Below are 24,520 nucleotides of genomic sequence, written 5' to 3'. Positions count from 1 at the left end.
CACCGAAAGCTTGTCAGAGAACATTTGCAGGGGTTGTCGGACATTTTCCCTATGTTTTCAGTTGCTGATGCCTCGACTCGGCCTTAGACTGCCGCCCCTCGTAAATTGAGTGCCGGGTGGCGCTTGGGTATAGACGGCGCCTTCCCGATGAGCGTGGCAACTCAGGGGTTGTACAAAGCCTGGTGCGGGACGCTCCATAATTCGCCTTAATGCACGTTTTTTTATAGAGAAATCAATGACAAAGGAAAAGTTGCTGGCCATGCCGGCGGATGACTACATGAATGCCGAGCAGCTGGCTTTCTTCACCAAGCTGTTGCAGAACATGAAAGTCGAAACCCACGAGCGCATCGAACAGAACCGAATCGCCATTGAGAGCCTGGATTCCCCGGCTGACCCGGCCGACGCTGCTTCCGTAGAAGAAGAGCGTACCTGGCTGGTCAACGCCATCGATCGCGACCAGCGCATGCTGCCTCAACTGGAGCAGGCCCTGGACCGCATCAACGACGACAGCTTCGGCTGGTGCGACGACAGTGGTGAGCCTATTGGCCTCAAGCGCCTGCTGATCAGCCCGACCACCAAGTACTGCATCGAAGCCCAGGAACGTCACGAGCAGATCGACAAGCACCAGCGTCAGGCCTGATTCGCGCTTTTTCACAAAAGATCGCGACCTTTTTGAAGAAGGTCGCGATCTTTTGCTTTTGTGCGCCTGTTTGCCCACCTCGTTGACCTACTGCAAGAACGCGACTAATGGACCATGGATAATGGCCCGGTAGTGGCGTTTAATGCGGTCATAACAACGAGAATGTGGGTGATGAACATGGCGACAGACGGAACGCTGGCGGGCGCTGTGCCGGCCTCGGTACCTGAAACAAAAAGCACGGCGCGCTGGTTGACGCCGACCTTGCAGAGTCTCGCCCTCGCATTGCTGCTGTGCGGTATGACGCTGGGCGGCTGGTCGCTGTACCTGGTGCTGCCGCTGGTCATGCTTATCGTCTGGTTGCCGCGCCTGCGCTCGCGCATGGCGACGGTGCCTGCCCCCACGACTGACAACCTGGCGGAGTTGACCCGCGACCTGTCCTACACCACCAGCCATAACGCGCTGTCGGCGGCGGGTGTCGCTTATTCGGTCAGGCAGTTGGCCGGCAAGGTCCAGTCGCAACTCGACGCGGCGGCGCAGATCGTCGGCAATGCCGAAGCGATGATCGCCACCGAACAGGCCACTTCACAATTGAGCCAACAGGCCTTGGGTGCGGCCAGCGAGGCCCATCGCAGCAGCGTGGCCGGACGCGGCGAACTGGTGGAGTCCATCAGCCGCATGCATCAGCTCAGCCAACGCGCCAACGACAGCCGCGAGTTGATCGAGGCGTTGAGTGTGCGCAGCGACGAAATCCAACGGGTCACCCTGGTGATCCAATCGATTGCCAGCCAGACCAACCTGTTGGCGCTGAACGCCGCCATCGAGGCTGCCCGGGCGGGCGAGCATGGCCGTGGGTTTGCGGTAGTGGCCGATGAAGTCCGTGGCCTGGCCGGGCGTACGGCGGCGGCCACCGGCGAAGTCGGCGTGATGGTGGAAGACATCCAGCAACGTACCGCCCAGGTGGTGGAGCAGATCCGCCAACTGGCCGCTGACCTGGACAGTGGCGTGCAACAGGTCGAGCACACCGGCGAGCACCTGGATAACATCGCCCGGCTCGCGGCCGGTGTCGAGACCCAGGTCAGCGCCATCGCCCAGGGCACCGACACCAACCGCGAACAACTCGACAGCCTGTTCCATGCCATCGAACAGATGCGCAGCGACCTGGCCATCAGCGACCAGCAGACCCAGCGCCTGGCCGAAGCAGCGGTGCAGATGGAGGGGCAGGCCGAGACCATCAGTGAGCGCCTGGCCGAGGTGGGCCTCGACGACTATCACCAAAGGGTCTATGACCTGGCGCGGGAGGGCGCGAGCCAGATCGCCGCGCAGTTCGAGGCCGATATCGACCAAGGGCGTGTCAGCCTGGAGGACCTGTTCGACCGCAACTACCAGGCCATCCCCAACACCCAGCCGGCCAAGTACCAGACCCGTTTCGACCGCTACACCGACCAGGTGCTGCCGGCGATCCAGGAACCGTTGCTGGCCCGGCACGAGGGGCTGGTGTTTGCGATTGCCTGCACCCAGCAGGGCTACGTGCCCACCCATAACAAGGTCTTCAGCCAGCCGCTGACCGGCGACCCGCAAGTGGACACGCTGAACAACCGGACCAAGCGCAAATTTTCCGACCGCACTGGGATTCGCTGTGGCAGCCATCAACAACCGGTGCTGCTGCAAACCTATACCCGCGACACCGGCGAATTGATGCATGACCTCTCCGTGCCGATCATGCTCAAGGGCCGCCATTGGGGTGGCTTGCGGCTGGGCTACAAACCTGAGAAGCCGCGCTAGCCCGGTTGTCATCCTTATCTGAGGCGCACGAGCGCAAGGCGTGCGATCGGCGCCCCCGCAGTCCTCAGGCGCTTCGTTCCAGATGCCTGGCCAGGTAGCAGGCCTCGTTGTGATCGGTGCGGAAACCTCTTACACGTCCAGTCGAGGTTTCCTCGATATGAAAGAAACATTTGCCGGCCAGGACGACCCGATAGCGTGGCTGGATCAACGCCACAGGAAGGCAATCGATCCCGCTAATGCAAAGTTCAACGGGTTGATTCAAGGTTGCGAAAGTGTCCATGTGAATTCCTTTTCTATGGTTTACCGACGAATTACCGAATACTTCATGTAGTCTCCACAGCACTTGCTGCTCTAGAATCGGCAGCACGGTATGGACGGCTGCGCCTATCTAAAGCAATTTTTTTTGGGCTCGATGTCAGAAAAATGCTTTTTTAAGTACGAAATTTCCCTAAAGTTAGTAATCCTCCTTTTCCGATACGCAGAGTGGCGTTTTCCTTCGACCTCTGACGACCCCCCGGGAAAGACGGCAAGAGCGGCAACCTTTAGTCTGCTCGGGTCCAGGATGGGGCGCGCCGCCCACTTCGAATTTCAGTGACAGTCCATTGCGACATTGCAGTCGGCACGGGTTCTATTGGTCCGTCCCTTCCAGGGAGTGGACCGTTTTCAGAAAGATGGGGATGTTTCCTTGGCAGTTAGTAATCTCGACATGCACGCGTTGTTTGTATTGGGTGATCTGCGGGCAAAACTGGTCAAGCAATTCCAGTCACGTTTCGTCTACGTCACCGAACAGACCGCGGAAGGCATCTACGTGGCCGAAATCGACACCGAATCGGCGTTGGTGGTGGATGACAAGCCCAGGCTTGAACTCAAGGTCGGCGACCACTTTCGTGCAGCGGTGCTGCCGAGCCGTGAGGGCGGCAAGTTTGAAATCCGTTTTCGCGAGATCAAATTGACGGTCTATGGCCTGGGCGACTATGCGTTCGTCACGACCACCGGTGGGCATGCCATCCTGTTCAAGGAAGGCCACAGCGTGGTGACCGTATTCGCTGCCGACGAACAGTTGCAGGAAGGCTTGACCAAGACCCTCAAGGCGGTGACCGCCAAGGCCGCCAAGTGGCGCAAGGGCGAGCTCGTGAGCTTCAAGGCCAGCGAGTGATGTGTCCGGGCCGGTGAAACGAACCTGGACTGCGCATTCGCGGGTCTTTGGCCTGTTTCGCAAGGCTTCGCTGGAACCTCGGCTACAGTCAGTGGACTGAAATCTTCAGGGGCTTGCGTTTGGTTGCGCAGGACCGTTCAGCGATGACTGTATCTGGCACGAGGTGCAAAGCATGAAACGAGTTCGACAGTGGCTGGCTGCCTGGGCCACCTGTGCTGTGTTGGTTTCGTCATTCCCGGCATCGGCCGCCTCGGCGCCGATCCACTTTGCCGACTTGAATTGGGAAAGTGGCAGCCTGATCACCGAGATCCTGCGAATCGTCGTCGAAAAGGGCTATGGCTTGTCGACCGATACGTTGCCCGGCACCACCATTACCCTGGAAACCGCCCTGGCCAATAACGACATCCAGGTGATCGGCGAAGAGTGGGCCGGGCGCAGCCCCGTTTGGGTCAAGGCCGAGGCCGAAGGCAAAGTGATCGCCCTGGGCGATACGGTCAAAGGCGCGACAGAAGGTTGGTGGGTCCCGGAGTATGTCATCAAGGGCGACCCGGCCAAGGGCCTCAAGCCCCTGGCGCCGGACCTGCGCAGCGTCCAGGACCTGGCGCGCTACAAGCATGTGTTCAAGGACCCGGAGAGCCCGGACAAGGGGCGCTTCCTCAACAGCCCGATCGGCTGGACGTCGGAAGTGGTCAATAAACAGAAGCTCAAGGCCTACGGCCTGGACGACAGCTTCGTGAACTTTCGCAGTGGCTCGGGGGCGGCGCTGGACGCGGAAATCACCTCGTCGATCCGTCGCGGCAAACCGGTCCTGTTCTACTACTGGTCGCCGACGCCGCTGCTGGGACGCTTCAAACTGGTGCAGTTGCAAGAGCCGCCATTTGACGCCCAGGCCTGGAAAACCCTGACCGACGCCGACAATCCCGACCCGAAACCGACCCGTTCACTGGCCTCGAAACTGTCGATTGGCGTGTCGGCACCGTTCCAGCAGCAGCACCCGGACATTACCGAATTCTTCAGCAAGGTCGACTTGCCCATCGAACCGCTGAACAAGGCGTTGGCGCAGATGAATGAAAAACGCACACCGCCCCGTGAAGCCGCGCGAGCGTTCCTCAAGGACTACCCGCAGGTCTGGCAGGCCTGGTTGCCCAAGGAGGTGGCGGACAAGGTCGCCGCCGGTCTCTAGGCTTTGTACGAAAAGTGCCTGCGCGTCGGCCGAACTCTTGATCCTGGGCAATGAGTCCTTCGCCGGAAACTGGCAGTCTGCGCCCGTCATAGCGAGATGCCGAATTCAAGCTAGGATAATTGTTCAACCTTTACAGGAGGCTGGCGAATGACGCTTTTATTGGCACGGACGCTGGTCGCAACGTTTGCGGCCATCAGCTTGATCCATTTGTATTGGGCCCTGGGTGGGCGCTGGGCGACCCGGGCGGTGGTGCCCCAGGTGCCGGTGAAACAGGGCAGTGGGCTGCGTCCGGCATTCGATCCATCGGGCTGGCTGACGCTCCTGGTAGCCCTGGCGCTGTTGCTGATTGCCGTGTTGGTCAGCCTGCGGGTCGGCCTGCTGGCGCAGCCGGTCACCCATCGGGCGTTGCAATGGCTGATCAGCGCGATTGCCTTGCTGATGTTCGCCCGGGCCATCGGCGAGTCGGAGCTGGTGGGCTTCTTCAAGGAAGTCAAGGGCTCGACCTTCGCCCGGCTTGACACCTGGGTGTACTCGCCGCTGTGCGTGGTGCTGGGGGCTGGGCTATTGGCGGTGGCCTGGGCCTGAGCCTTATAAAAGCGGTTAATCGTCTTTGCGACTGCTCACTTCCCCCGGCACGTCATCCCTGGCCATGCGCTTGCGAAACAACGCCGCGCGGGCCAGCAGCAGGGTGGTCACCGGCACGGTGATCGACAGCAGGATCGGGATCAGCCAGGCATGCAGCACCGGCCCGGACTTGAGGGCGGAAAAATACACGATCGAGGCCAGCGCCACGCACCAGGCGCCCAGCGTCGAAGCCAGGGCCGGCGGGTGCATGCGCTGGAAATAGTCCTTCAAGCGCACCAGGCCGATGGCGCCGGTCAAGGCGAAGAAGCTGCCGCACACCAGCAGGATCGCCACCGGGATCTGCACCCACATCGACAGTTCGCCGGTCATTCGATCACCTCGCCGCGCAACAGGAACTTGGCCAGGGCAAACGAGCCGACAAAGCCGAACAGGGCGATCAGCAGCGCCGCCTCGAAATAGGTGTCGCTGGCGTAACGGATGCCCAGCACCAGCATCATCAGCATCGCCACGATGTACAGATAGTCCAAGGCCAAGACCCGATCCTGCGCCGAAGGTCCCTTGAACAGGCGCACCAGCGTCAGGACCATCGCCAGGGAGAACAGGAACAGGCTCAACAGGATCGCATTGGACAGCAGCGGGGTCATTCGAAAATCTCCATCAACGGTCGCTCGTAGGTGGTCTTGAAGTGCGCGATGAATGACGCCTCGTCCTCCAGGTCGAACACATGCATCAACAGGATGCTGCGATCCAGCGCCAGCTCCGACCAGACCGTTCCGGGAATCACCGTGGTGATCATCGACAACGCCGCCAGGCCGTTGGCGTCGCTCAGGTCCAGCGGCACCTTGATGAACCGTGAGCGGGGCGGGCGCCGGTCGGCGTTCAGCACGCCCCAGGCCACCGTCAGGTTGGAGGCCAGCACGTCGCGGCCCACCCGCAGGAACAACCGCAGCATCGCCCACGGTCGGCGGATGTGGATGGGCCGAGGGCGCAACGGACGCATCAGCAGCGGCGCCAGCAGGCCCAATGCCGCGCCCAGCAGCAGATGACCGGCACTGAGGGACGCGTTCAACACCAGCCACAGCAGCCACAGCGCCAAGGACAGCCACGGCGCGGGGAACAGACGCTTCATGGCTGCACCTCCAGCAACGCGGCGCGGGCTTCGGGGCTGGGCACGGCACGGGTGGCCAGCACCGACATCACGTAATGTTCCGGGTTGTTCAGCGCATCGGCGCTCGCCCGGGTGTAGCGCAGCAGCGGCTCGGCCTTGAACGTCAGGGCGATGCCCAAGCCCAGCAGGACGATGATCGGCAGGCATTCGAACGGCCGCAGCAGCGGCGACGGGCGCTCCTGTGGCGTCCAGAAACGCTGGATGCCCAGCCGCGAAAAGGCAATCAGCGACGCCAGCCCCGAGAGGATGAGCAATGCCAGCAAGCCCCACGCCGGTTTCGACAGCGGTTCGCTGGCCCCCAGCCCCTGGGGATTGAGCAGGGCGCTCAGCAGGCTCAGTTTAGCGATGAACCCCGACAACGGCGGCATGCCGATAATCAGCAGCGCGCAGCAGATAAAGCTCAAGCCAAGGAAGGCCATGGTCCAGGGAATCACTTGCCCGACCACGGCTTTTTGTTCGTCATCGAGGTTGATGCCCTTGGGCGGCTGCAAGGATTCGAGCGGTCGCGGCAGCGTATCGAGGTCGTCGTCCAGGGCCGGTTCGTTGGCCGAGCGCGAGCGTTCGATCAACTCCGCCAGCAAGAACAGCGCGCACAGCGCCAGGGTCGAGCTCACCAGGTAAAACAGCGCCGCTGCCACCAGGTTGGGCTGGGCGAAGCCGATCGCGGACAGCAGGATCCCGGCCGAGACCAGGATGCTCAGGCTGGCCATGCGCTCCAGACGCTGGGCGGCGAGAATGGCGATGGCGGCGCAGACGATGGTCGCCATGCCGCCATAGACCAGCCAGTCGGCGCCGAAATACGCCGAGGCGCCGGCCTGGCCGGAGAACAGCAACGTCCACAAACGCAGGATGGTGTAGACGCCGACCTTGGTCATGATCGCAAACAGCGCCGCCACCGGCGCACTGGCGGCGCTGTAGGCCGGCACCAGCCAGAAATTCAGCGGCCACATGCCAGCCTTGGCCAGGAACGCCACTGCGAGGATGCCGGCGCCGGCGTGCAACAGGCCGCGGTCGGCTTCCGGCACCAGCGGGATCTTCAGGGCCAGGTCGGCCATGTTCAAGGTGCCGGTGACGCCGTAGATCAGTGCCGCACCGATCAGGAACAGCGACGAGGCCAGCAGGTTGATGGAGATGTAATGCAGCCCCGACGACACCCGTGCCCGGCCCGAGCCATGGAGCATCAGGCCGTAGGACGCGGCCAGCAGTACCTCGAAGAACACGAACAGGTTGAACAGGTCCGCGGTGAGAAAAGCGCCATACAGGCCCATCAGTTGGATCTGGAACAAAGCGTGGAAGCTCGCCCCGGCGCCGTGCCAGCGGGCCGTGGCGAACAGCAAGGCGCAGACGCCGATGATGCCGGTCAGCACCAGCATCAGTGCCGACAGGTGATCGACCACCAGCACGATGCCGAACGGCGCCTGCCAGTTACCTGGCAGGTACACGCCGATGGAGGCGGGCTCGGCCTGGTCCAGGGTCCAGCGCAGCAACAGCACGGCAATGCCCAGGCCCAGCAGGCTGGAGAACAGGTTGATCCGCGCCTTGAGCGGACGGTGTTTCTCGCCCAGCATCAGCATCAACGCGGCGGTCAGCAGCGGCAGCAGGATGGGCGCGGCAATCAGGTGCGGCGTCAGGCTCATTGCTTGGGCTCCCGGCCGTCCACATGGTCGGTGCCGGTCAGGCCCCGGGAAGCCAGCAACACCACCAGGAACAGCGCGGTCATGGCGAAGCTGATGACGATGGCTGTCAGCACCAGGGCCTGGGGCAACGGGTCGGTGTAGTGCAGCAGGTCCTGGGGCACGCCGTCCTTGATGATTGGCTCCTTGCCGATGAACAGGCTGCCCATGCTGAAGATGAACAGGTTGACGCCATAGGACAGCAGGCACAGGCCCATGACCACCTGGAAGGTCCGTGGGCGCAGCACCAGCCAGACGCCCGAGGCGGCCAGAACGCCGACGGCGATTGCGATGACTTCTTCCATCAGGTGTTGGCTCCTTCGAGGGGGGCGATGGGTTTGGGTTGCAGGCCCGGCTTATGGGCCCGCACCGACTGGTGGGCCAGGGCGGTGAGGATCAACAGCGTCGAGCCGACCACCACGGCGTATACCCCGATGTCGAAGAACAGCGCACTGGCGACATGCAGATCTCCCAGCAGGGGAACCTCGACATGCCAGGTGTGGGTGGTCAGGAACGGATAGCCCACGGCCATCGCCCCGAGGCCCGTGGCCGTGGCGAAAAACAGCCCGGTGCCCATCCAGCGCAGCGGTCGCAGGCGCATTTGCGCCTCGACCCATTGGGTGCCGGCGACCATGTATTGCAGGATGAACGCCACTGACATCACCAGCCCGGCCACGAAGCCGCCGCCCGGCTGATTGTGGCCGCGCATGAACAGGTAGAACGACACCACCAGGGCGATGGGCAGCAGCAGGCGCACCAGCACCGAGGGCACCATCATGAAACCCAGCGCGGTGTCGCTGGCGTGCCGTGGGTTGACCAGGTCGGTGACCACGTCCGGCGCCAGCAGGCGCTGTTGCGCGGGCAGTTGCATGCTCTCCTTCGGCGGGCGAAACCGTCGCAACAAGGCAAATACCGCCAGGGCCACGGCCACCAGCACGGTGATTTCCCCGAGGGTGTCGAAGCCACGGAAATCCACCAGCATCACGTTCACTACGTTGCTGCCGCCGCCTTCGGGCAGGGCGCGGCTCAAGTAGAACGAAGAAATGTCGTTGGGCGTCTGGCGGGTCAGCATGGCGTAGGCCAACAGCGCCATGCCTCCACCCACCGCCGTGGACAACAGCAAGTCGCGCAGGCGCCGCACACGGGCGCGCCGCTCACTGTTGGGCAGGGGCGAAGCGTCCTCGATCCGCCGTGGCAGCCAGCGCAGGCCCAGCAGGATCAGCACCGTGGTAACCACTTCCACCACCAGTTGGGTCAGGGCCAGGTCGGGGGCGGAGAACCAGACGAAGGTCACGCAGGTCATCAGGCCGCAGACGCTGACCATGGTCAGGGCCGCGAGCCGGTGATACTTGGCCTGCCATGCCGCGCCCAGGGCACAGGCAATCGCCAGCAGCCACAAGGTGACGAAGACGATGGAGCCGGGGATCTTCGGCCGGTCGCCCCAGGCCAGGTTGCTGTGCAGCATCGGGATCGCCCCGGCGAGCACGGCGGCCAGTACCAGCCAGAACAACTGGGTTTGCAGGCGGCGGGTACTGAGCCGCCGCTCCAGGTGTCGTCCCTGGCGCATCATCGATATCAGGCAGCGCTCGAACAGCCGCTTGCCGCTGAGCCGGCCAATGAACGGTGGGCGTTTGATGTGCCCCTGCTTGAGTCGGTTACGCAGCAACAGGTAAAGCACGATCCCGCCGGACATCGCCACCAGGCTCATGATCATCGGTGCGTTCAGGCCATGCCAGATCGCCAGGCTGTATTCGGGCAGCGTCCCGCCCACCACCGGCAACGCGGCCGCGGCGAGCAGCGAGCCGACCACCTGGGCCGGGAAAATCCCCACCACCAGGCAGGTGAACACCAGCAACTCCACCGGCGCGCGCATCCAGCGCGGGGGTTCGTGAGGGGTGTGGGGCAGGTCGGTGGCGGTGGGACCGAAGAACACATCCACACTGAAACGCAGGGAGTAGGCGACACTGAAAGTCCCGGCGAGGGTGGCGATGATCGGCAGCGCCAGCTCGACCCAGGCCGTGGCGGAGATGAACACGGTCTCGGCGAAGAACATTTCCTTGGACAGGAACCCATTGAGCAGCGGCACCCCGGCCATGGCCGCACTGGCCACCATCGCCAGGGTCGCCGTAAATGGAATCAGCCGCACCAGGCCGCTGAGCCGGCGAATGTCCCGGGTGCCACTTTCGTGGTCGATGATCCCGGCGGCCATGAACAGCGAGGCCTTGAACGTGGCGTGGTTGAGCACGTGGAATACCGCCGCCACCGCCGCCAGCGGGCTGTTCAGGCCCAGCAGCAGGGTGATCAGTCCCAGGTGACTGATAGTGGAGTAGGCCAGCAGGCCCTTGAGGTCGTTCTGGAACATCGCGCAGTAGGCGCCCAGCATCAGCGTACATGCACCTGCGCCACCGACCATGTAGAACCATTGTTCGCTGCCCGACAGCGATGGCCACAGCCGCGCCAGCAGGAACACGCCGGCCTTGACCATGGTTGCCGAGTGCAGGTACGCCGACACCGGCGTGGGCGCGGCCATGGCGTGGGGCAGCCAGAAGTGGAACGGGAACTGGGCGCTTTTGCTCAAGGCGCCTATCAGGATCAACGACAGCAGGACGGGGTAGAGGGCATGGGCGCGGATCAGCTCGCCGGCGGTCAGGACCTTGTCCAGGTCATAGCTGCCCACCACATGGCCGAGCAGCATCACCCCCGCCAACAGGCACAGCCCGCCAGCACCGGTCACCATCAGGGCCATGTAGGCCCCGCGGCGAGCGTCGGCGCGGTGATGCCAATAGCCGATCAGCAGGAACGAGAACAGGCTGGTCAGTTCCCAGAAGAACACCATCTGGATCAGGTTGCCGGAGATCACCAGCCCGAGCATGGCACCCATGAACGCCAGGAAAAAGGCGAAGAAACGCGGCACCGGATCCGCTGGCGACAAGTAATAGCGGGCGTACAGCGACACCAGCGCGCCAATGCCCAGCACCAGCAACGAAAACAGCCAGGCGAAGCCATCCAGGCGCAACACGAAATCCAGGCCCAGGCTGGGCAACCAGGCATAGTGCTCGCGGATCACACCGCCGTCGGCGACCTGCGGATACAACAAGGCCACCTGGACCGTGCCGACCAGGGCCACGAGACCCGACAGCAATGATTCGGTGTTACGGGCGTTATGCGGCAACAGCGCCGCGACACAGCTGCCGATGAAGGGCAAAAGCAATAGAACTATCAGTGACATAGGCTTCTATTCGGCGGGTGGATAGCGGGGATCATACGTGGCGTGTTCCGGATCACCAACCGCGAGGGTGTCGCAGAATCCTACAAGATAGGTGGAGTTTTCTGACTTTGCGGTGTACTGACCTCGACCTCTTTGCCCCGCATCTTCAGCTCGCTGACAATCACCGCCGCCACGATCAGCGCCGCGCCGAACAAGGCAATTGCCGGCAGCCGCTCGCCCGCCAGGCGTCCGGCGATGCCGGCCCACACCGGTTCGCCGGCGTAGATCAGCGTGGCGCGGGTGGGCGAGACGCTTTTCTGCGCCCAGTTCATCGCCACCTGGATTGCCGCGCTGGCCGCTCCCAGGCCGACGGCGCTGGCGAGTAGCAACCAGGAAAAATCCGGGATCGTTTCCTGGGTCGGTACCACCATCAGGAACGCCAATACGGCGGTGCTTGCCAGTTGTACCACGGTGACGCGGCGCACATCGACCTGGCCGGCGTAGGCGCTGATGAGGATGATTTCGGCGGCAATTGCAATGGCGCTGACCAGCGTGGCGATTTCACCGGCGCTGAAATTCAGCGACGCCCCGGCCGGTCCCGACACGAGCATCAGGCCGGTGAACGCCAGCATGATGCCGAGGCTGGGCATCAAGCCTGGCCGACGGCCCAGCACCAGCCATTGCAGCAGCGGCACGAAGGGCACGTAGAGCGCGGTGATGAACGCCGACTGGCTGCTGGGGATGGTTTGCAGGCCGACGGTCTGCAAGCCATAGCCGAGCATGATCGCCACGCCGATGAAGGCGCCGGCCTTGAGTTCGAATAGGGTCAACTCCCGCAGGTGGCGCCAGGAGAACAGCGCGACGAACGCGGCTGCGGCGGCGAAGCGCAAGCCGACGAAAAACATCGGTCCACTGACGGTCATGGCGTGCTGGACCAGGAGGAAGGTGCCGCCCCAGATCATGGTGATCAGCACCAGCACGCATTCGGCTTTGCTGAATCGGGAGAAATGAGGGGAAACCTGGGGGGAGTTCGCCGATGTCATGACCTTGCGCGCCAATTGAGGCGGACGCACAATGCGCCCGAATAGAAGTTGGGCAGTATAATGCGCAACCCCAACCTGTGAGCAATATAGTGCACAAAGAAAACGGCCAGCGGGCCTCCGTCCTGCAACACGTCAGCCAGAATGTCCGGCGCCTGCGTCACGCCGCGCAGCTCAGCCAGAGCGCGTTGGCGGAGCTTTCCGGGGTCAGCCGGCGGATGCTGGTGGCCATCGAGGCGGGGGAGAAGAACGTCAGCCTGACCACCCTGGACCGCGTGGCCGAAGCCCTGGACGTGGCCTTCAGTGATTTGATCCAGGCCCCCGACGCCCGTGATCCGAGCCGCATCAATGAACTGGCCTGGGCTGGGACGATTGCTGGCAGTAAAGCCGTGTTACTGGCCAAGGCCACCGCCAGCCGCGAAGTGGAGCTCTGGGAGTGGCGCCTGGAACCCGGCGAGCATTACTCTTCGGAACCTGACAACGATGGCTGGAGCGAACAGCTCTACGTATTCGAAGGCTGCCTGACCCTGCTGCTGGGCAGTGAGGAACGGCGGATCGCTGCCGGCGAGTTCTTCATGTTCGCCAGCAACCAGCCCCATGCCTATCGCAACGATGGCCCGCTGGCGACGAGATTCGTGCGCAACGTGGTGATTTGATTCCTGGAGAGCGGTATGGAGGCAACGTTGGATCGACAAGGAGACGGCACCACTCGTGAGGCCGATGTGCTGATCATCGGCGGTGGCCTGAGCGGCGCGATGCTGGCGGCACAGTTGCTGCGCCTGCCGGGGCGACGCGAGGTGCTGGTTGTCGAGCCGCGCAGCGAATTGGGCCGGGGCGAGGCCTACAGTGCCGTGGAGCTTGGTCACACGTTGAACGGCAACGCGGCGCGGATGAGCGTCGATCCCGACAACGCCGATGACCTGACCCAATGGCTCACCGCGTTCATCGAGGCCGGTCACTGGCCCGAGTCGGCCCAGCAGTCGGTGCCGATCAGCGAGTTGTTTCCACCCCGGGGAATGTTTGGCCTGTATGTGCAGCAACGTCTGGCCGAGGCTCGTGAGTGGGGAGCACAAAACGGTTCGACGGCCGAGCACGTGCGCGCGCAAGTCGTGGACCTGCGGTTTTGCGACGATGCCGTGGTGCTGACGTTGGACGACGGCCAACGCTTGCGTGGCTGTTTCGCCGTGCTGGCCACCGGCATGTTCGCGGCGGCGCGAACCCCGCAAACCCAATCCAGCGGCTTGAATGCCGCGGCCCTGGATCCCTGGGATGTGGCCGCGATGCGCCAGCTCGATCCGCAGGCCACGGTGCTGATCATCGGCTCGGGGTTGACCATGGTCGACGCCGTGGTGTCGTTGGAACAGGCCGGGCACCGCGGGCCGATCGAAGTGTTTTCCCGCCATGGCCTGTTGCCCCACGTGCGCCGCCAGCCGCCTGCCTGGGTGGATTTTCTGGCCGAGGATCACAGCCTGCGTTCACCCCGCCAGTTAATGCGGGCCTTGCGCGAGCAGTGCCGCCAGGCCCAGGCCCAGGGCATCGATTGGCAGGCGCCGCTGGACACGGTGCGTGCACACATCGGGCGTTTGTGGAGCCAGGCCAGCGACGTGCAACGCCGGCAGTTCGTGCGGCATGTGCGGCCCTGGTGGGAGAGTCATCACCATCGCTCGCCACCGTTGAGCGCCGAACTGGTGGCGCGTCTGCATGAAGAGGGGCGATTGCGGATTCACGCGGCGTCGTTCAAGGGGCTGGCAGCGTCCGAACAGGGAACGTTGAGTATCAGCATTCGACGACGGGGCGAAAGCGGGCTGACGGTGGTGCAGGGCGCTGCGCTGATCAACTCCAGCGGCATTGAATATGACTGGCGGCGGGTGGCGCGACCCTTGCCACAACAATTGTTGGCCCGCGGCCTAGTCCAGCCCGGCCCATTGGCCCTGGGCATCGCCGCGCGTCCCGACGGCGCGGTGCTGGATGCCCGGGGCGAGCCCTCCAGTCGCTTGTTCGCCATGGGCCCGCCGCTGCGCGGGATGTGGTGGGAAAGCACCGCCGTGACTGATGTGGCAAGCCAGGCCAAGGCGCTGGCGGCGCGGTTGGTTGAATTGCAAACCCAATCTTGAGCTTTGGGGTGAAGGCAAGATGGCCATCGCGAGCAAGCTTTGCTCCCTCAGCGGGCCAAACTGGATGCCTGATTTGCGGACAGTGGCAACCCTGTGTGGGAGCAAAGCTTGCTCGCGATGACACCAGTCCAGGCACCGCAAATCCCATGGCGAGGGAGCGCTAGACGTTACAGCTCATTGATGGTCACCCACCGCGCCTCCCGCGCCGCCAGCCGAATCGCCGCCGCCAGGCGCTCGACTTCCCAGGCTTCTTCGAAATCCGTTCCACCGCCACCCTCACCAGCGAGGGCCATGACCAGTTCCTGTACTTCGAGTGTCTTCAGTTCGTTGTACCCCAGCTGATGCCCGGCCGCCGGGCTGAACGCGGCGTAGCCCGGTAGCTCCGGGCCGGCCAGCAGACGCTGGAAACCCGGCTGGCCGGCGCGACACAGACGCAGCTCATTGAGGCGTTCCTGATCGAACGCCAGCGTACCCAGGGTGCCGCTGATTTCGAAACTCAAGTGATTCTTGTAGCCGTGCTTGAGCCAACTGCTGCTCACCGTACCCCGGGCGCCATGGGTGAAGCGCAGCAGGGCGTGGACCTGGTCGTCCACGACAATCGCGCGTCGCTCGGGATTGCCAACGCTGACGGGGCGTTGGTTATGCACGGTCTGGCTGTCGGCGCACACTGCCTCGACATCACCCACCAGGTGCCGGGCCATGGCCAGTAGGTGGCTGCCTAGGTCCGCCAGTGCGCCACCGGCGTGGGCCGCTTCGCAGCGCCAGGACCACGGCGAGGTCGGGTCGGCCATGAAGTCTTCGCTGAATTCGCCTTGGAAGCTGATGATCCGCCCCAGCTCCCCACGCTGGATCATCTCCCGCGCCAATTGGATGATGGGGTTGTGCTGGTAGTTGTAGCCGACCCGGGTCACCGCCCCGGCAGCCTTGGCCGCTTGGCGCATCCGCTCGGCTTGTTCCAGGGACACCGCCAGGGGCTTTTCGCAATACACCGGTTTGCCCGCTGCCAGCGCCGCCATGGCCATCGGAAAGTGCAGGTGGTTGGGCGTAGTGATGGCGATCAGGTTGACCTGTGGGTCGTCGATCAACCGTTGCCAGTCGCTGTGGGCCGTTTCGAACCCCCAGCTTTGCGCGCATTGCCGGGCCCGTTGCGGATCGGCGTCGGCCAGGGCCGCGAGCTTCAGGTTCAGGGGAAGGTCGAACACCGCTTTGGCATGGTGGAACGCCAAGGCATGGGCACGGCCCATGAAGCCGGTGCCAATCAGACCGATGCCGAGTTCGCGCATGAGAAAGAGCCCTTTGAAATTCTGTTTTCAGGAGGATTATTTATGGAATAAATATTCCCAAAATACAAGTTATGGAATAAATATTCATTTATGGGGCTGAAGTGAATACCGGCTGTTTTCGCGGAGTGCCACCTGGTGCTGGTAAGCAATCCCCTACGCCGCTGCGATATTTGCCCAGGCCAATATAGGCCTGGGCCGATGGTGCCGAAATCAGGAATGAGGCAGTCTGCCACCACTCTGTGCAGGAGCGGTTCACTGCGAGTTGTCTGTCAAATTGCGACAGATAATCCGCCGGTTTGAGCTTATGCAGCACACTGACATCGGCCCCCTGAAGCAGGATGGATCCGAACACCCAGACTTCAGCGCCAAGGCCGAGAGAGTCAAACCCAGACATGCCATCACCGCCCCACGATCCGCCCTCATCCCGGCCTGCCTTGCAGCGCTTGCGGGGATCGCTTTGCGTGTCGGGCCTGTGGTGGGTGTCGCAGGTGGCGGCGGCCCAGGACCTGACCAGCGTCCCGTTCGAGCAATTGCTCGAAACCAAAGTCGTCGGCGCGGCCGAGTTCTCGCAGCAGCTCACCGACGCGCCCTCGGCTGTCTCAGTCATTACGGCCGAGGAAATACGCCGTTTCGGCTACAGGACGCTCGGCGAGATCCTGAACAACATGCGCGGCCTGAATGTCGGTTTCGATGGTGCCTATTACTATCTGGGCGGCCGTGGCTACGGGGCACCAGGCGACTACGCCGGGCGCGTCATGCTGCGGATCGATGGCCAACCCGTCGCCGACAATATCTTCAACCAGCTTTACCTCGGCGAGGACGGTTTGCTCGACACCGAGATGATCGAGCGGGTCGAGTATGCGCCGGGGCCTGGATCGGCTCTGTACGGCAATGGTGCATTCCTCGGCGTGATCAACGTGGTGACGCTCCGGGGGCGCGATCTGAATGGCAGCCAGGTCGCCATGACTGCCGGCTCGAGCCGGGATCGTAAGGTGCGCACCAGCTGGGGCACGCGGCTGGACAACGGTGCCGAGTGGTTGGTTTCAGCTTCGGCATCCCAGGCCGATCTGCCTGATATTCAACTCACCGAGGATGTCCTACGCGATGACATGGGCGCGCACCGGCTGTTTGTCAAAGGCTCGCAAGGCGCCTGGAGCGTCGAGGGAGCATTTGTCGAGCGCAAGCAGCAAGAGCTGACGATCCCGCTGAATGCCGACTTGAATTTCTCCGATCGCAACGACTTCCTCAAACTCGGCCACGACGCCGATTTTGGCAGCTTCCGAACCTCTGTCCGGCTGTCCCATGGCGGCTATGCTTATCGCAACGCCTATCGTGAACCCATCGATGACGGGCGCCACTTCACCGAGGACCTTACTGCCGACGGTCGTTGGTGGGATCTGGAGGGCACCGTCAGCAGTGTTGCCTTCAGCGGACACCGTCTGGTGCTGGGCAGCGAGTATCGCGACGACTACCGCCAGGATCAGCAGATACGCCGGTATTTTCCCCGGCGTGATGAGCATTTCGAGCATCACACCTGGAGTGACTCCCAGACTGTCAGCCTGTATGCCCAGGACGAGATCGCGCTGCGTCACGACCTGAGCCTGAACCTGGGCCTGCGCGCCGACCGGCGCAGTGCCGAGAACTCGCAACTGCGTACCAATCCCCGGACCGCCCTGGTCTATACCGGGCTGGCAAATACCAGCCTGTCGCTGTCCCATGGCAGTGCCACCCGCTTCGCAAGCCGCAACGAGGTGACCTTCAACGAACTCCCAAGCGTCGAGTCGGAGCGTGTGACCACCACCGAGTTCGTGGCCGACCATCGCCGGGGTGATTTTCGTTTGCTCGGCACCCTCTATCGCTACCACATCACTGACCCGATCAAGCGTATCGGGGAACCGGTGCTGGAGCGGATCGATACCCAAGGCGCCGAGCTGGAAGCGCAATGGCAATGGCGTGACGTTGAACTGCGAGGGAGCCATACCTGGCAGCATTCGGAAGATGACCTGGGGCGCGAGCTGATCAATTCACCGCGCAACCTGACCAAGCTGCAGGTATCGGTGCCGATGGTTGGCGAGCGTTTGCGCGCGAGTCTGGCGGCGCGCTACGTGGGCAGGCGTCTGGTCGGCCCCGAGACCCGAGCGGCTGGATATACCCTCACCGACCTGACCTTCACCAGCCAGGAAATCGTGCCGGGTGTGAGTGTCACGGCGGCGGTGCGTAACCTCTTCGACCGCCGCTACAAGGATGCCGCGCTCTTCGCGCTCGAAAACGATGCCGCGTTGTCCGAGCGCGGCGAGCGCAGCGTTTGGCTGACCCTGGGGTACGCGTTCGAATGAAGACCGCCGCCCTCCATCTACTTGTCCTTATCACTCTGTACCTGTCCAGCCCTGTGGCGAGGGCCGATACCGAGGTGGTGGATGAGCGCGCCATGAAGGCGGCCTACCTGTACAACTTTGCCTTGTTTGCCCAGTGGCCGACGCTGCCCGATGCCGATTTCCAATTGTGCGTGCTCGGTACCACGCAATTGGACGCAGAACTTGTCCGCCTGCAGGGCAAGCGTGTCCAGAACGGCCTGCCGATAAAAATGCGCTGGGTGTTGCCCAATGATCCGCTCACCGGTTGCCAGGTGCTCTATATCGACGAGCACAACCGCCGGTTCCTCGATGAGCTGTTGAAACGGCTTGCCGCCACGCCGGTGCTGACCATTACCGACGCGGCGGGCCTTGCCGACCGGGGTGTGATGATCGAGATGCGACGCCAGGAGCAGCGCATCGTCTTCGACATCAACCTGATCGCGGCGCAGCGTGCGCACCTCAATTTCAGCTCGCGGCTGCTCAAGCTCGCCAGCTTCGTGGCCTACAGGTCCTAGGCCCATGCATCGCGTACCCTTCAAGGACCGACCGCTGCGTGACAAGCTCACCCAGACCGGCTTTCTCTTGACCAGCGCCGCGATTGTGCTCCTGTTGATCACATTGCTGGCCTATCAACTGGTGATGCAACGCCGGGCGCTGGCCGAAGAGATGAGCGCCCACGCCATGGTGGTCGGCAGCAATGGTGCCGCGGCGATCATGTTCGGCGATGCTGGCGAGGCCTATGAAACGCTGGCCTCCCTGAAACACATTCCGGACATTACCTGGGCGGCATTCGTGCTGCCCAATGGGCAGGAACTGGCGGTCTATCAGCGTGAGCCGATGGAGCTGGGCGAGAACCATGCCGGCGCCGAAGACATCGGCTGGCGTTCGCTGCTGGTACGTCGGCCAGTGGTGCTCCATGGGCAGCTCATCGGCAGCGTAGCGGTGCACGCCAGCCTGGCATCCCTCTACCATGGGCTGGCGTTGCAGGCCTTGTTCGGTGGCTTTGCCGCCATCGTGGCGTTGTCCTTGTCGCTGGTCTTCTCGCGGCGGATTGCGTTCGGCATCGCGCGACCGTTGTTGAACCTGGTCCACCTGACCGAGCAGGTGCGTTCCGAGCAGGACTTCAGCCTGCGGGCCACGGTCTACGGCAACGACGAGACCGGGCGCCTGGCCCGCAGCTTCAATGACATGATGGTGCAGCTCGAACGTCACGATGTCCGGATCAGCGCCGAGTTGCAGCAGCGGCGGCTGGCCGAACGGCAACTCAATGAGCTGGCCTATCACGACCCGGTCACCGGCCTGTACAACCGGCATTATTTCAAGGAAAAGCTCGAAAGCGCCGTGGCGGTGGCGTTGCGTTACGCCACCTCTTGCGCGGTCATGTTCATTGATCTCGATGACTTCAAGATCGTCAACGACACCCTCGGCCACGAGACCGGCGACCAGTTGCTGGTCCTGGTCGCCGAGCGCCTGCGGGACACCTTGCGCAGCGATGATGTGGTGTGCCGGATCGGCGGCGATGAATTCGCGGTCATCCTGGAAAACGGTCCCGGTGCCACCCAGGCCAAGCGGGTGGCGGCCAATATCGTCGCTGCGTTGTCCAGTCCGTTCAGCATCGACGGGCGACAGATCGGCGTGGGGGCCAGCCTGGGGATCAGCCTGTGCCCCGAGCATGCATCGGACACGGCCAGCTTGCTGCGTAACGCGGACATTGCCATGTATCGCGCCAAAGGCAGCGGCAAGAACAACTACCACCTGTACGAGCCGGAAACGGATAACGCCCACCCGTGATGCCGATCACTCAAGAACCCTGTGGGAGCAAGGCTGTGGGAGCAAGGCTTGCCCGCGATGCAGGTAACGCAGTCCTTCGACAACGGATTGCCTGTATCGCGAGCATGCTTTGCTCCCACGAATCCTTTCGCCTCAGGTGTTATGACAAAGACCCAATCGATGCAGCATAATCGTCTGACTTATTTTGCAACAACTTGCGCCGCTACTCGCTGAGCCGCCGACAAGTCCCTTTCTCCATAAGCCACGATGAGCGGTGCGTAGATGATGCTCTCTATGGAAATGGACGCTTCAACCCCATGGATGGCGCCACCCCGACTGTTCGATGCCACTTTCGACCTGGTGTCTTGTGCTTTGGCCTTGCTGGACGGCGAGGGTCGGATCCTGAAGGTCAATAGGCCGTTCGCCGAGCTGTTTGGCTATGCCTTGGCGGAACTGCCGGGTGTCGCGTTCCAGGGGCTCATGCATGAGGTTGAAGGCGAGGGCCTTGCCGCTTGTTTCGCTGTGCAGCCCCGCAAGCTGCTTTATCGGCGCAAGGACGGCAGTCTGTTACATGGGCGCAGCAAGCTGAAGGCTGTCGACGAACTGCTGCTTGTCGAAGTCGCCCCGTTGGACACCTTCCAATGCCTGGGCAGATGCCTGGAGCAGGATCGATGGTTGCAACGGATCGTCGAAACCTCGCCGGGTATCATCGGCATCTTGCGTCTTGGCGTCGATGGCAAGGTGTCCATGCCTTGGGCGTCGCCGGGTTATGAAGAATACTATGGCGTGACCTCGGCTGAGTTGATGAGCGACGCCACTATCCTGTTCGAGCGCATTCACCCCGAGGATCTCGCGCAGGTCCAGGCCTCCATCAATGCATCGGCCCGTACACTGTCTCCCTGGCAGTGCGAGTACCGGGTGCACCACCCGGTCAAGGGCGAGATCTGGCTGGAAGGACGATCCCGGCCGACGCTGGAGGCGGACGGTTCGATTATCTGGTTCGGCTTTCTGCATGACATCAGCGAGCGCAAACGTATCGAGCAGGACTTGCTGGAAAGCAAGGAGCGTTTGTCCCTGCTGGACTTTGCCCTCAGCCATGTGCATGAAGCGGCTTTCCTGATCGACCGTCAGGCGCGTCTGTGCTACGTCAATGATGAGGCCTGTCGCAGCCTGGGTTTCAGTCGTGCCGAATTGCTGGGCATGACGCTGGAGGAAATTGACCCGGATTGGACCAACGAACAGATACTGGCCGACTGGAACGACGCCCCGGAGCACCCGCCAGAGATCATCGAGAGCCGTCACCAGACCCGGGATGGTCATGTCTTTCCAGTGGAAATCAGCGTCACCTATCTTGAAATCGACGGTCAAAGCTACAGTCTCGAGTTGGCCCGCGACATCACCGAGCGGCGACGTCTGCAAGCGGCTCGTCAGCAAAGCGAAAAGCGCTACCGGGAAGTCTTCGACAATTCTTCGGACTGCCTCTTTCTGCTGGAGGTGGTGGGAAACGATCAGTTCCGCTACATCGAGGTCAACGCCGCATTCGAGCGCTCGTCGGGGCTGGATCGGTGCCAGTTGATCGGTCGCTGCCTCGGCGATGCCGTCCCGGAGGCCGGCAGTAGGGTCATGGCCGAACTCAGGAAATGCCTGGCCCGCGGTGAAATCACCGAAAGCTGGGCCGAGCTCGATTTGCCGGCCGGGCACATCGCCCTGCATTCGACCTTTGTTCCCGTGCGCGACGAGCAGGGCGATATCTACCGCATTGTCGGGATCAGTCGCGACATCAGCGAACGCAAGCACATGGAAAACCGGCTGCTGACCAGCGAGCAGCAGTTCCGCGCGCTGGCGGAGAATTCGCTGAACCTGATCATCCGCTACGACCTCGATTGCCGGCGCATCTATGTCAACCCGGCCTTCGAGCGCGAGAGCGGCATACCGGCGGCCCGCGCCCTGCAGATGCCCTTGGAGGAACGCTGGACCGCGGACATGCCGGTGGCGCAATACAAGGCGCTGTTGCGCCAGGTGATCGTCACCGCAGAGCCGCTGGAAACCGTTCTCGAATGGCCGAACGGCGAGGACGTGGCGGTGCACGCCATCCAGATGATCCCCGAACACGGTGCGGACGGCGCGGTAGTCAGTGTGCTCGCCAAGGGCTACAACATTACCGCGATCAAGCACCATGAGCGGTTGTTGCTCGAGAGTGAGCAACGTTACCGACAGATTTTCGATCACTCACCCGATTGCATGTTCTTGCTGGATGTCACTGAAGACGGCGATTTTCGCATCATCGAAGTCAATCCGGTCCTCGAGCGCAAGCTGAACCGGGGGCGGGCCGAAGTGCTCGGCCGGACGATCGAACAGTTGCTGTCGCCATCTGCCGCCGCTACGTCCATCGCGCTGTATCGCCGGTGCGTGGAAGGTGGGATTGCGATCGATGAGGAAGTCGAGCATGAGCTGCCTACGGGGCGTGAGATTTTTCATGTGACGCTGATTCCGATACGAACGGCTTACGGGCGCATTCAACGGATTGTCGGTATCTGTCGCGACATTACCGAGCGTAAGCACGCGGAGCGTGTACTGCATGCTCGCGAACAGGAGTTTCGCGCCTTGGTGGAAAACACTCCGGATGTCATCGCCCGTTTTGATCCGCAATGCCGCTACCTCTATGTCAACCCGGCGGCGCAATGCATGCTGGGGCGGTCGGTGACCTTTTTACTGGGCAAGACTTCCAGCCAGGCCGCGCCGTTGTCCCAGGCGGCGCGCTCGTTCCAGTGCAAGCTCGAACACGTCCTGCGAACCGGCGAGGCCGTTGAAACGGAATTCGTTCTGGATATGCCGCCAGACCAAGGTGCGCAAGCCGCCTGCTACCAGGTCCGGCTGGTGCCCGAACGCGATCAGTCCGGAGGGCTTGTCAGTATTCTTGCCGTGGGCCGCAACGTCAGTTCCGAGCGGGCCGCCGAGCGGCGTCTGAAAGACTCCCATGCCCAATTGCGCCTGCTCTCCAGTCACCGCGAAACCACGCGGGAGGAGGAGCGCAAACACATTGCCCGGGAAATCCATGACGAACTGGGCCAACAGCTTTCCGCCCTGCGCATGGGGATTTCATTGCTGCGCCTGCAATTTGGCGCTGACCAGCCGCTGCTGGTGGATCGGGTCCAGGCGTTGATGATCCGGGTCGACGAAATCATTCAGGTGGTGCGCAACGTTGCCACCAGCCTGCGTCCCTCCGCGCTCAACATGGGCCTGACCTCGGCCCTTGAATGGCTGGTTTCCGAGTTCAGCCAGAATACCGGCATCGGTTGCCAACTGAGCGCGCCACCGGTTCGATTGTTGCTCGACGATGAGCGCGCCACGGCGATTTTCCGCGTGATCCAGGAATCGCTGACCAACGTCAGCCGCCATGCCCAGGCCAGCCGGGTGGAGATTCATCTGGAACACGATGCCGAGCACCTTCAGATCGAAGTGCGCGACAACGGCAAGGGCTTCGACCCCCGACAGTTGCCCAAAGGTACGCTGGGAATGCTCGGCATGCGCGAGCGCGGGCACATGTTCGGCGGTACGGTTACGATAGACAGCACACCCGGGCAAGGCGCACGCGTGCGGGTGAACATTCCCTTTCAAGCAGGTCCAGCGCTCCTATGATTCGACTGATGATTGCCGATGATCACGCCATTATGCGCGAGGGTCTGAAACAGCTGTTTGCCCTGGCCGGCGACTTGCACGTCGCCGCTGAAGCGGAAAACGGCGCCACGCTGCTCGAACGACTGCGCCAGGGTGGCATCGACCTGTTGCTGCTGGACATGAGCATGCCCGGCATCTGTGGCGACGATCTGGTGGCGCGTATCCGCTCCCACTATCCGCAACTGCCGATCCTGGTGTTGAGCATGCACAATGAAGTGCAGATCGCCCAGCGTGCGTTCAGGTCGGGGGCTTCGGGCTACCTGACCAAGGACCGCGACCCCGAGACACTGCTCGCAGCCATCCGCCGGGTGGCGGCGGGCGGACGATACATCGACGCCGGCCTGGCCGAGCAAATGGCCTTCGCCGCCAGCGGCCTGGGCCCGTACAGCCAGCATGACGGCCTCACCGACCGGGAATTGCAAGTCATGCGGCAGCTCGCCCAGGGCCTCAGCGTCTCGCGGATCGCCACGGAGCTGGCCATCAGCCACAAGACTGTCAGCACCCACAAGGCGCGTCTGATGGAGAAAATGAGGTTCACCAGCACGGCCGATATCGTTCGTTATGCGATGACGCAGGGGCTGCTCTGAACAAGACGCCCATCCCCTGCGGGGCTTGCTCGCGAATGCGCGGACCCAGCCAACACATGACGCAGAGGTCGCTAGCTTTTGCCCCGTGTGGGTGATGGGGTAGGGCGATTCCTACTCGAGTAGGCGTTATTCCTACTTAAAATCAGCCGAAGACCCATGGTTCGCCGCGCCGATGGATTGCATCATCTGTTGGCGTTTTGCCATCGCTGTCCTCGGGCAAGGCGCACTGCTCGATCGATAAGGCCGATCGGCCTGTACGCGCTGGACACCAGCGGTGTGATTCTTTTTGTCATCAAGAC

Annotated in this window: 20 protein-coding genes and 1 pseudogene; 12 read left to right on the top strand and 9 right to left on the bottom strand. The window is 62.7% G+C overall.

Annotation, left to right across the window (positions count from 1 at the left end):
• Positions 1–235: 235 nt before the first annotated feature.
• Complete coding sequence (locus N4Q37_RS01310) at positions 236–640, top strand: TraR/DksA family transcriptional regulator (RefSeq protein WP_072396172.1); 405 nt, start codon at positions 236–238, stop codon at positions 638–640.
• Positions 641–817: 177 nt separating this feature from the next.
• Positions 818–2,422: a methyl-accepting chemotaxis protein gene (locus N4Q37_RS01305; RefSeq protein ID WP_260954934.1), complete on the top strand. Its 1,605-nt coding sequence runs from the start codon at positions 818–820 to the stop codon at positions 2,420–2,422.
• Positions 2,423–2,486: 64 nt separating this feature from the next.
• Here N4Q37_RS01305 and N4Q37_RS01300 read toward each other — a convergent pair whose 3' ends face one another.
• Positions 2,487–2,702, bottom strand: coding sequence for a hypothetical protein (locus tag N4Q37_RS01300; RefSeq protein ID WP_260954646.1), 216 nt, complete (start codon positions 2,700–2,702; stop codon positions 2,487–2,489).
• Positions 2,703–3,128: 426 nt separating this feature from the next.
• Here N4Q37_RS01300 and N4Q37_RS01295 point away from each other — a divergent pair, with 426 nt between their 5' ends.
• The 3 genes from N4Q37_RS01295 (at position 3,129) to N4Q37_RS01285 (ending at position 5,346) form a co-directional block, all read left to right on the top strand.
• Positions 3,129–3,578 carry a hypothetical protein gene (locus N4Q37_RS01295; protein ID WP_260954933.1) on the top strand — a complete coding sequence of 150 codons (450 nt, stop codon included), beginning with the start codon at positions 3,129–3,131 and terminating at the stop codon, positions 3,576–3,578.
• A gap of 172 nt (positions 3,579–3,750) precedes the next feature.
• The gene (locus N4Q37_RS01290; RefSeq protein WP_260954644.1) at positions 3,751–4,761 is read left to right on the top strand and encodes an ABC transporter substrate-binding protein; all 1,011 of its coding nucleotides are present in this window, start codon (positions 3,751–3,753) and stop codon (positions 4,759–4,761) included.
• Positions 4,762–4,908: 147 nt separating this feature from the next.
• Positions 4,909–5,346, top strand: coding sequence for a DUF3995 domain-containing protein (locus N4Q37_RS01285; RefSeq protein WP_260954643.1), 438 nt, complete (start codon positions 4,909–4,911; stop codon positions 5,344–5,346).
• Positions 5,347–5,361: 15 nt separating this feature from the next.
• On the opposite strand, the gene N4Q37_RS01280 is transcribed toward N4Q37_RS01285, so the two are convergent.
• From N4Q37_RS01280 to N4Q37_RS01250, 7 genes and pseudogenes are all read right to left on the bottom strand, one after another.
• The gene (locus N4Q37_RS01280) at positions 5,362–5,715 is read right to left on the bottom strand and encodes a Na+/H+ antiporter subunit G (RefSeq protein WP_260954642.1); all 354 of its coding nucleotides are present in this window, start codon (positions 5,713–5,715) and stop codon (positions 5,362–5,364) included.
• Positions 5,712–5,990: a K+/H+ antiporter subunit F gene (locus N4Q37_RS01275; RefSeq protein ID WP_260954641.1), complete on the bottom strand. Its 279-nt coding sequence runs from the start codon at positions 5,988–5,990 to the stop codon at positions 5,712–5,714. Before N4Q37_RS01275 ends, N4Q37_RS01280 begins: the two co-directional genes overlap by 4 nt.
• Positions 5,987–6,475 carry a Na+/H+ antiporter subunit E gene (locus N4Q37_RS01270; protein WP_260954640.1) on the bottom strand — a complete coding sequence of 163 codons (489 nt, stop codon included), beginning with the start codon at positions 6,473–6,475 and terminating at the stop codon, positions 5,987–5,989. The genes N4Q37_RS01275 and N4Q37_RS01270 overlap by 4 nt, the downstream gene beginning before the upstream one ends.
• Positions 6,472–8,151 (bottom strand): monovalent cation/H+ antiporter subunit D, encoded by a 1,680-nt coding sequence (locus N4Q37_RS01265; RefSeq protein ID WP_260954639.1) that lies wholly within the window; start codon positions 8,149–8,151, stop codon positions 6,472–6,474. The genes N4Q37_RS01270 and N4Q37_RS01265 overlap by 4 nt, the downstream gene beginning before the upstream one ends.
• Positions 8,148–8,492, bottom strand: coding sequence for a Na+/H+ antiporter subunit C (locus N4Q37_RS01260; RefSeq protein ID WP_260954638.1), 345 nt, complete (start codon positions 8,490–8,492; stop codon positions 8,148–8,150). Before N4Q37_RS01260 ends, N4Q37_RS01265 begins: the two co-directional genes overlap by 4 nt.
• Positions 8,492–11,416, bottom strand: coding sequence for a monovalent cation/H+ antiporter subunit A (locus tag N4Q37_RS01255; protein ID WP_260954636.1), 2,925 nt, complete (start codon positions 11,414–11,416; stop codon positions 8,492–8,494). Before N4Q37_RS01255 ends, N4Q37_RS01260 begins: the two co-directional genes overlap by 1 nt.
• 80 nt (positions 11,417–11,496) lie before the next feature.
• Positions 11,497–12,533: pseudogene (locus tag N4Q37_RS01250) on the bottom strand (DMT family transporter).
• Here N4Q37_RS01250 and N4Q37_RS01245 point away from each other — a divergent pair.
• Both N4Q37_RS01245 and N4Q37_RS01240 read left to right on the top strand, forming a co-directional pair.
• Positions 12,528–13,091: a helix-turn-helix domain-containing protein gene (locus N4Q37_RS01245; protein WP_260954633.1), complete on the top strand. Its 564-nt coding sequence runs from the start codon at positions 12,528–12,530 to the stop codon at positions 13,089–13,091. The pseudogene N4Q37_RS01250 and the gene N4Q37_RS01245 overlap by 6 nt on opposite strands.
• A 15-nt stretch (positions 13,092–13,106) precedes the next feature.
• Positions 13,107–14,549: an FAD/NAD(P)-binding protein gene (locus N4Q37_RS01240; RefSeq protein ID WP_260954632.1), complete on the top strand. Its 1,443-nt coding sequence runs from the start codon at positions 13,107–13,109 to the stop codon at positions 14,547–14,549.
• 167 nt (positions 14,550–14,716) lie between these two features.
• On the opposite strand, the gene N4Q37_RS01235 is transcribed toward N4Q37_RS01240, so the two are convergent.
• Positions 14,717–15,832: a Gfo/Idh/MocA family protein gene (locus N4Q37_RS01235; protein ID WP_260954630.1), complete on the bottom strand. Its 1,116-nt coding sequence runs from the start codon at positions 15,830–15,832 to the stop codon at positions 14,717–14,719.
• 392 nt (positions 15,833–16,224) lie between these two features.
• On the opposite strand from N4Q37_RS01235, the gene N4Q37_RS01230 reads away from it, so the two are divergent.
• The 5 genes from N4Q37_RS01230 to N4Q37_RS01210 all read left to right on the top strand — a co-directional run bounded on the left by N4Q37_RS01230 (position 16,225) and on the right by N4Q37_RS01210 (position 24,221).
• The gene (locus N4Q37_RS01230; protein WP_260954629.1) at positions 16,225–18,168 is read left to right on the top strand and encodes a TonB-dependent receptor plug domain-containing protein; all 1,944 of its coding nucleotides are present in this window, start codon (positions 16,225–16,227) and stop codon (positions 18,166–18,168) included.
• Positions 18,165–18,701, top strand: a complete 537-nt coding sequence (locus N4Q37_RS01225; protein WP_260954628.1) for a YfiR family protein — start codon at positions 18,165–18,167, stop codon at positions 18,699–18,701. Before N4Q37_RS01230 ends, N4Q37_RS01225 begins: the two co-directional genes overlap by 4 nt.
• A gap of 4 nt (positions 18,702–18,705) precedes the next feature.
• Positions 18,706–19,977: a sensor domain-containing diguanylate cyclase gene (locus N4Q37_RS01220; RefSeq protein WP_260954627.1), complete on the top strand. Its 1,272-nt coding sequence runs from the start codon at positions 18,706–18,708 to the stop codon at positions 19,975–19,977.
• 261 nt (positions 19,978–20,238) lie between these two features.
• On the top strand, positions 20,239–23,595 hold the full coding sequence (locus N4Q37_RS01215; RefSeq protein WP_260954625.1) for a PAS domain S-box protein: 3,357 nt from the start codon (positions 20,239–20,241) through the stop codon (positions 23,593–23,595).
• Positions 23,592–24,221 carry a response regulator transcription factor gene (locus tag N4Q37_RS01210; protein ID WP_260954624.1) on the top strand — a complete coding sequence of 210 codons (630 nt, stop codon included), beginning with the start codon at positions 23,592–23,594 and terminating at the stop codon, positions 24,219–24,221. Before N4Q37_RS01215 ends, N4Q37_RS01210 begins: the two co-directional genes overlap by 4 nt.
• Positions 24,222–24,520: the final 299 nt, after the last annotated feature.

Origin of the sequence: Pseudomonas citri (genome assembly GCF_025336485.1) — a bacterium.
Taxonomy (GTDB): Bacteria; Pseudomonadota; Gammaproteobacteria; order Pseudomonadales; family Pseudomonadaceae; genus Aquipseudomonas; species Aquipseudomonas citri.
The sequence above is the reverse complement of the archived record's forward strand: the minus strand, read 5'-3'. Positions and strand labels throughout refer to the sequence as shown.

Bases quoted from the DNA above. Each gene is read 5' to 3' on its own strand.
- N4Q37_RS01235 (WP_260954630.1), bottom strand. From the start codon at position 15,832: ATGCGCGAACTCGGCATCGGTCTGATTGGCACCGGCTTCATGGGCCGT.
- N4Q37_RS01280 (WP_260954642.1), bottom strand. From the start codon at position 5,715: ATGACCGGCGAACTGTCGATGTGGGTGCAGATCCCGGTGGCGATCCTG.
- N4Q37_RS01265 (WP_260954639.1), bottom strand. From the start codon at position 8,151: ATGAGCCTGACGCCGCACCTGATTGCCGCGCCCATCCTGCTGCCGCTG.
- N4Q37_RS01215 (WP_260954625.1), top strand. From the start codon at position 20,239: ATGATGCTCTCTATGGAAATGGACGCTTCAACCCCATGGATGGCGCCA.
- N4Q37_RS01220 (WP_260954627.1), top strand. From the start codon at position 18,706: ATGCATCGCGTACCCTTCAAGGACCGACCGCTGCGTGACAAGCTCACC.
- N4Q37_RS01270 (WP_260954640.1), bottom strand. From the start codon at position 6,475: ATGAAGCGTCTGTTCCCCGCGCCGTGGCTGTCCTTGGCGCTGTGGCTG.
- N4Q37_RS01275 (WP_260954641.1), bottom strand. From the start codon at position 5,990: ATGACCCCGCTGCTGTCCAATGCGATCCTGTTGAGCCTGTTCCTGTTC.
- N4Q37_RS01300 (WP_260954646.1), bottom strand. From the start codon at position 2,702: ATGGACACTTTCGCAACCTTGAATCAACCCGTTGAACTTTGCATTAGC.
- N4Q37_RS01210 (WP_260954624.1), top strand. From the start codon at position 23,592: ATGATTCGACTGATGATTGCCGATGATCACGCCATTATGCGCGAGGGT.
- N4Q37_RS01295 (WP_260954933.1), top strand. From the start codon at position 3,129: ATGCACGCGTTGTTTGTATTGGGTGATCTGCGGGCAAAACTGGTCAAG.
- N4Q37_RS01285 (WP_260954643.1), top strand. From the start codon at position 4,909: ATGACGCTTTTATTGGCACGGACGCTGGTCGCAACGTTTGCGGCCATC.
- N4Q37_RS01290 (WP_260954644.1), top strand. From the start codon at position 3,751: ATGAAACGAGTTCGACAGTGGCTGGCTGCCTGGGCCACCTGTGCTGTG.
- N4Q37_RS01305 (WP_260954934.1), top strand. From the start codon at position 818: ATGGCGACAGACGGAACGCTGGCGGGCGCTGTGCCGGCCTCGGTACCT.
- N4Q37_RS01230 (WP_260954629.1), top strand. From the start codon at position 16,225: ATGCCATCACCGCCCCACGATCCGCCCTCATCCCGGCCTGCCTTGCAG.
- N4Q37_RS01310 (WP_072396172.1), top strand. From the start codon at position 236: ATGACAAAGGAAAAGTTGCTGGCCATGCCGGCGGATGACTACATGAAT.
- N4Q37_RS01225 (WP_260954628.1), top strand. From the start codon at position 18,165: ATGAAGACCGCCGCCCTCCATCTACTTGTCCTTATCACTCTGTACCTG.
- N4Q37_RS01260 (WP_260954638.1), bottom strand. From the start codon at position 8,492: ATGGAAGAAGTCATCGCAATCGCCGTCGGCGTTCTGGCCGCCTCGGGC.
- N4Q37_RS01255 (WP_260954636.1), bottom strand. From the start codon at position 11,416: ATGTCACTGATAGTTCTATTGCTTTTGCCCTTCATCGGCAGCTGTGTC.
- N4Q37_RS01240 (WP_260954632.1), top strand. From the start codon at position 13,107: ATGGAGGCAACGTTGGATCGACAAGGAGACGGCACCACTCGTGAGGCC.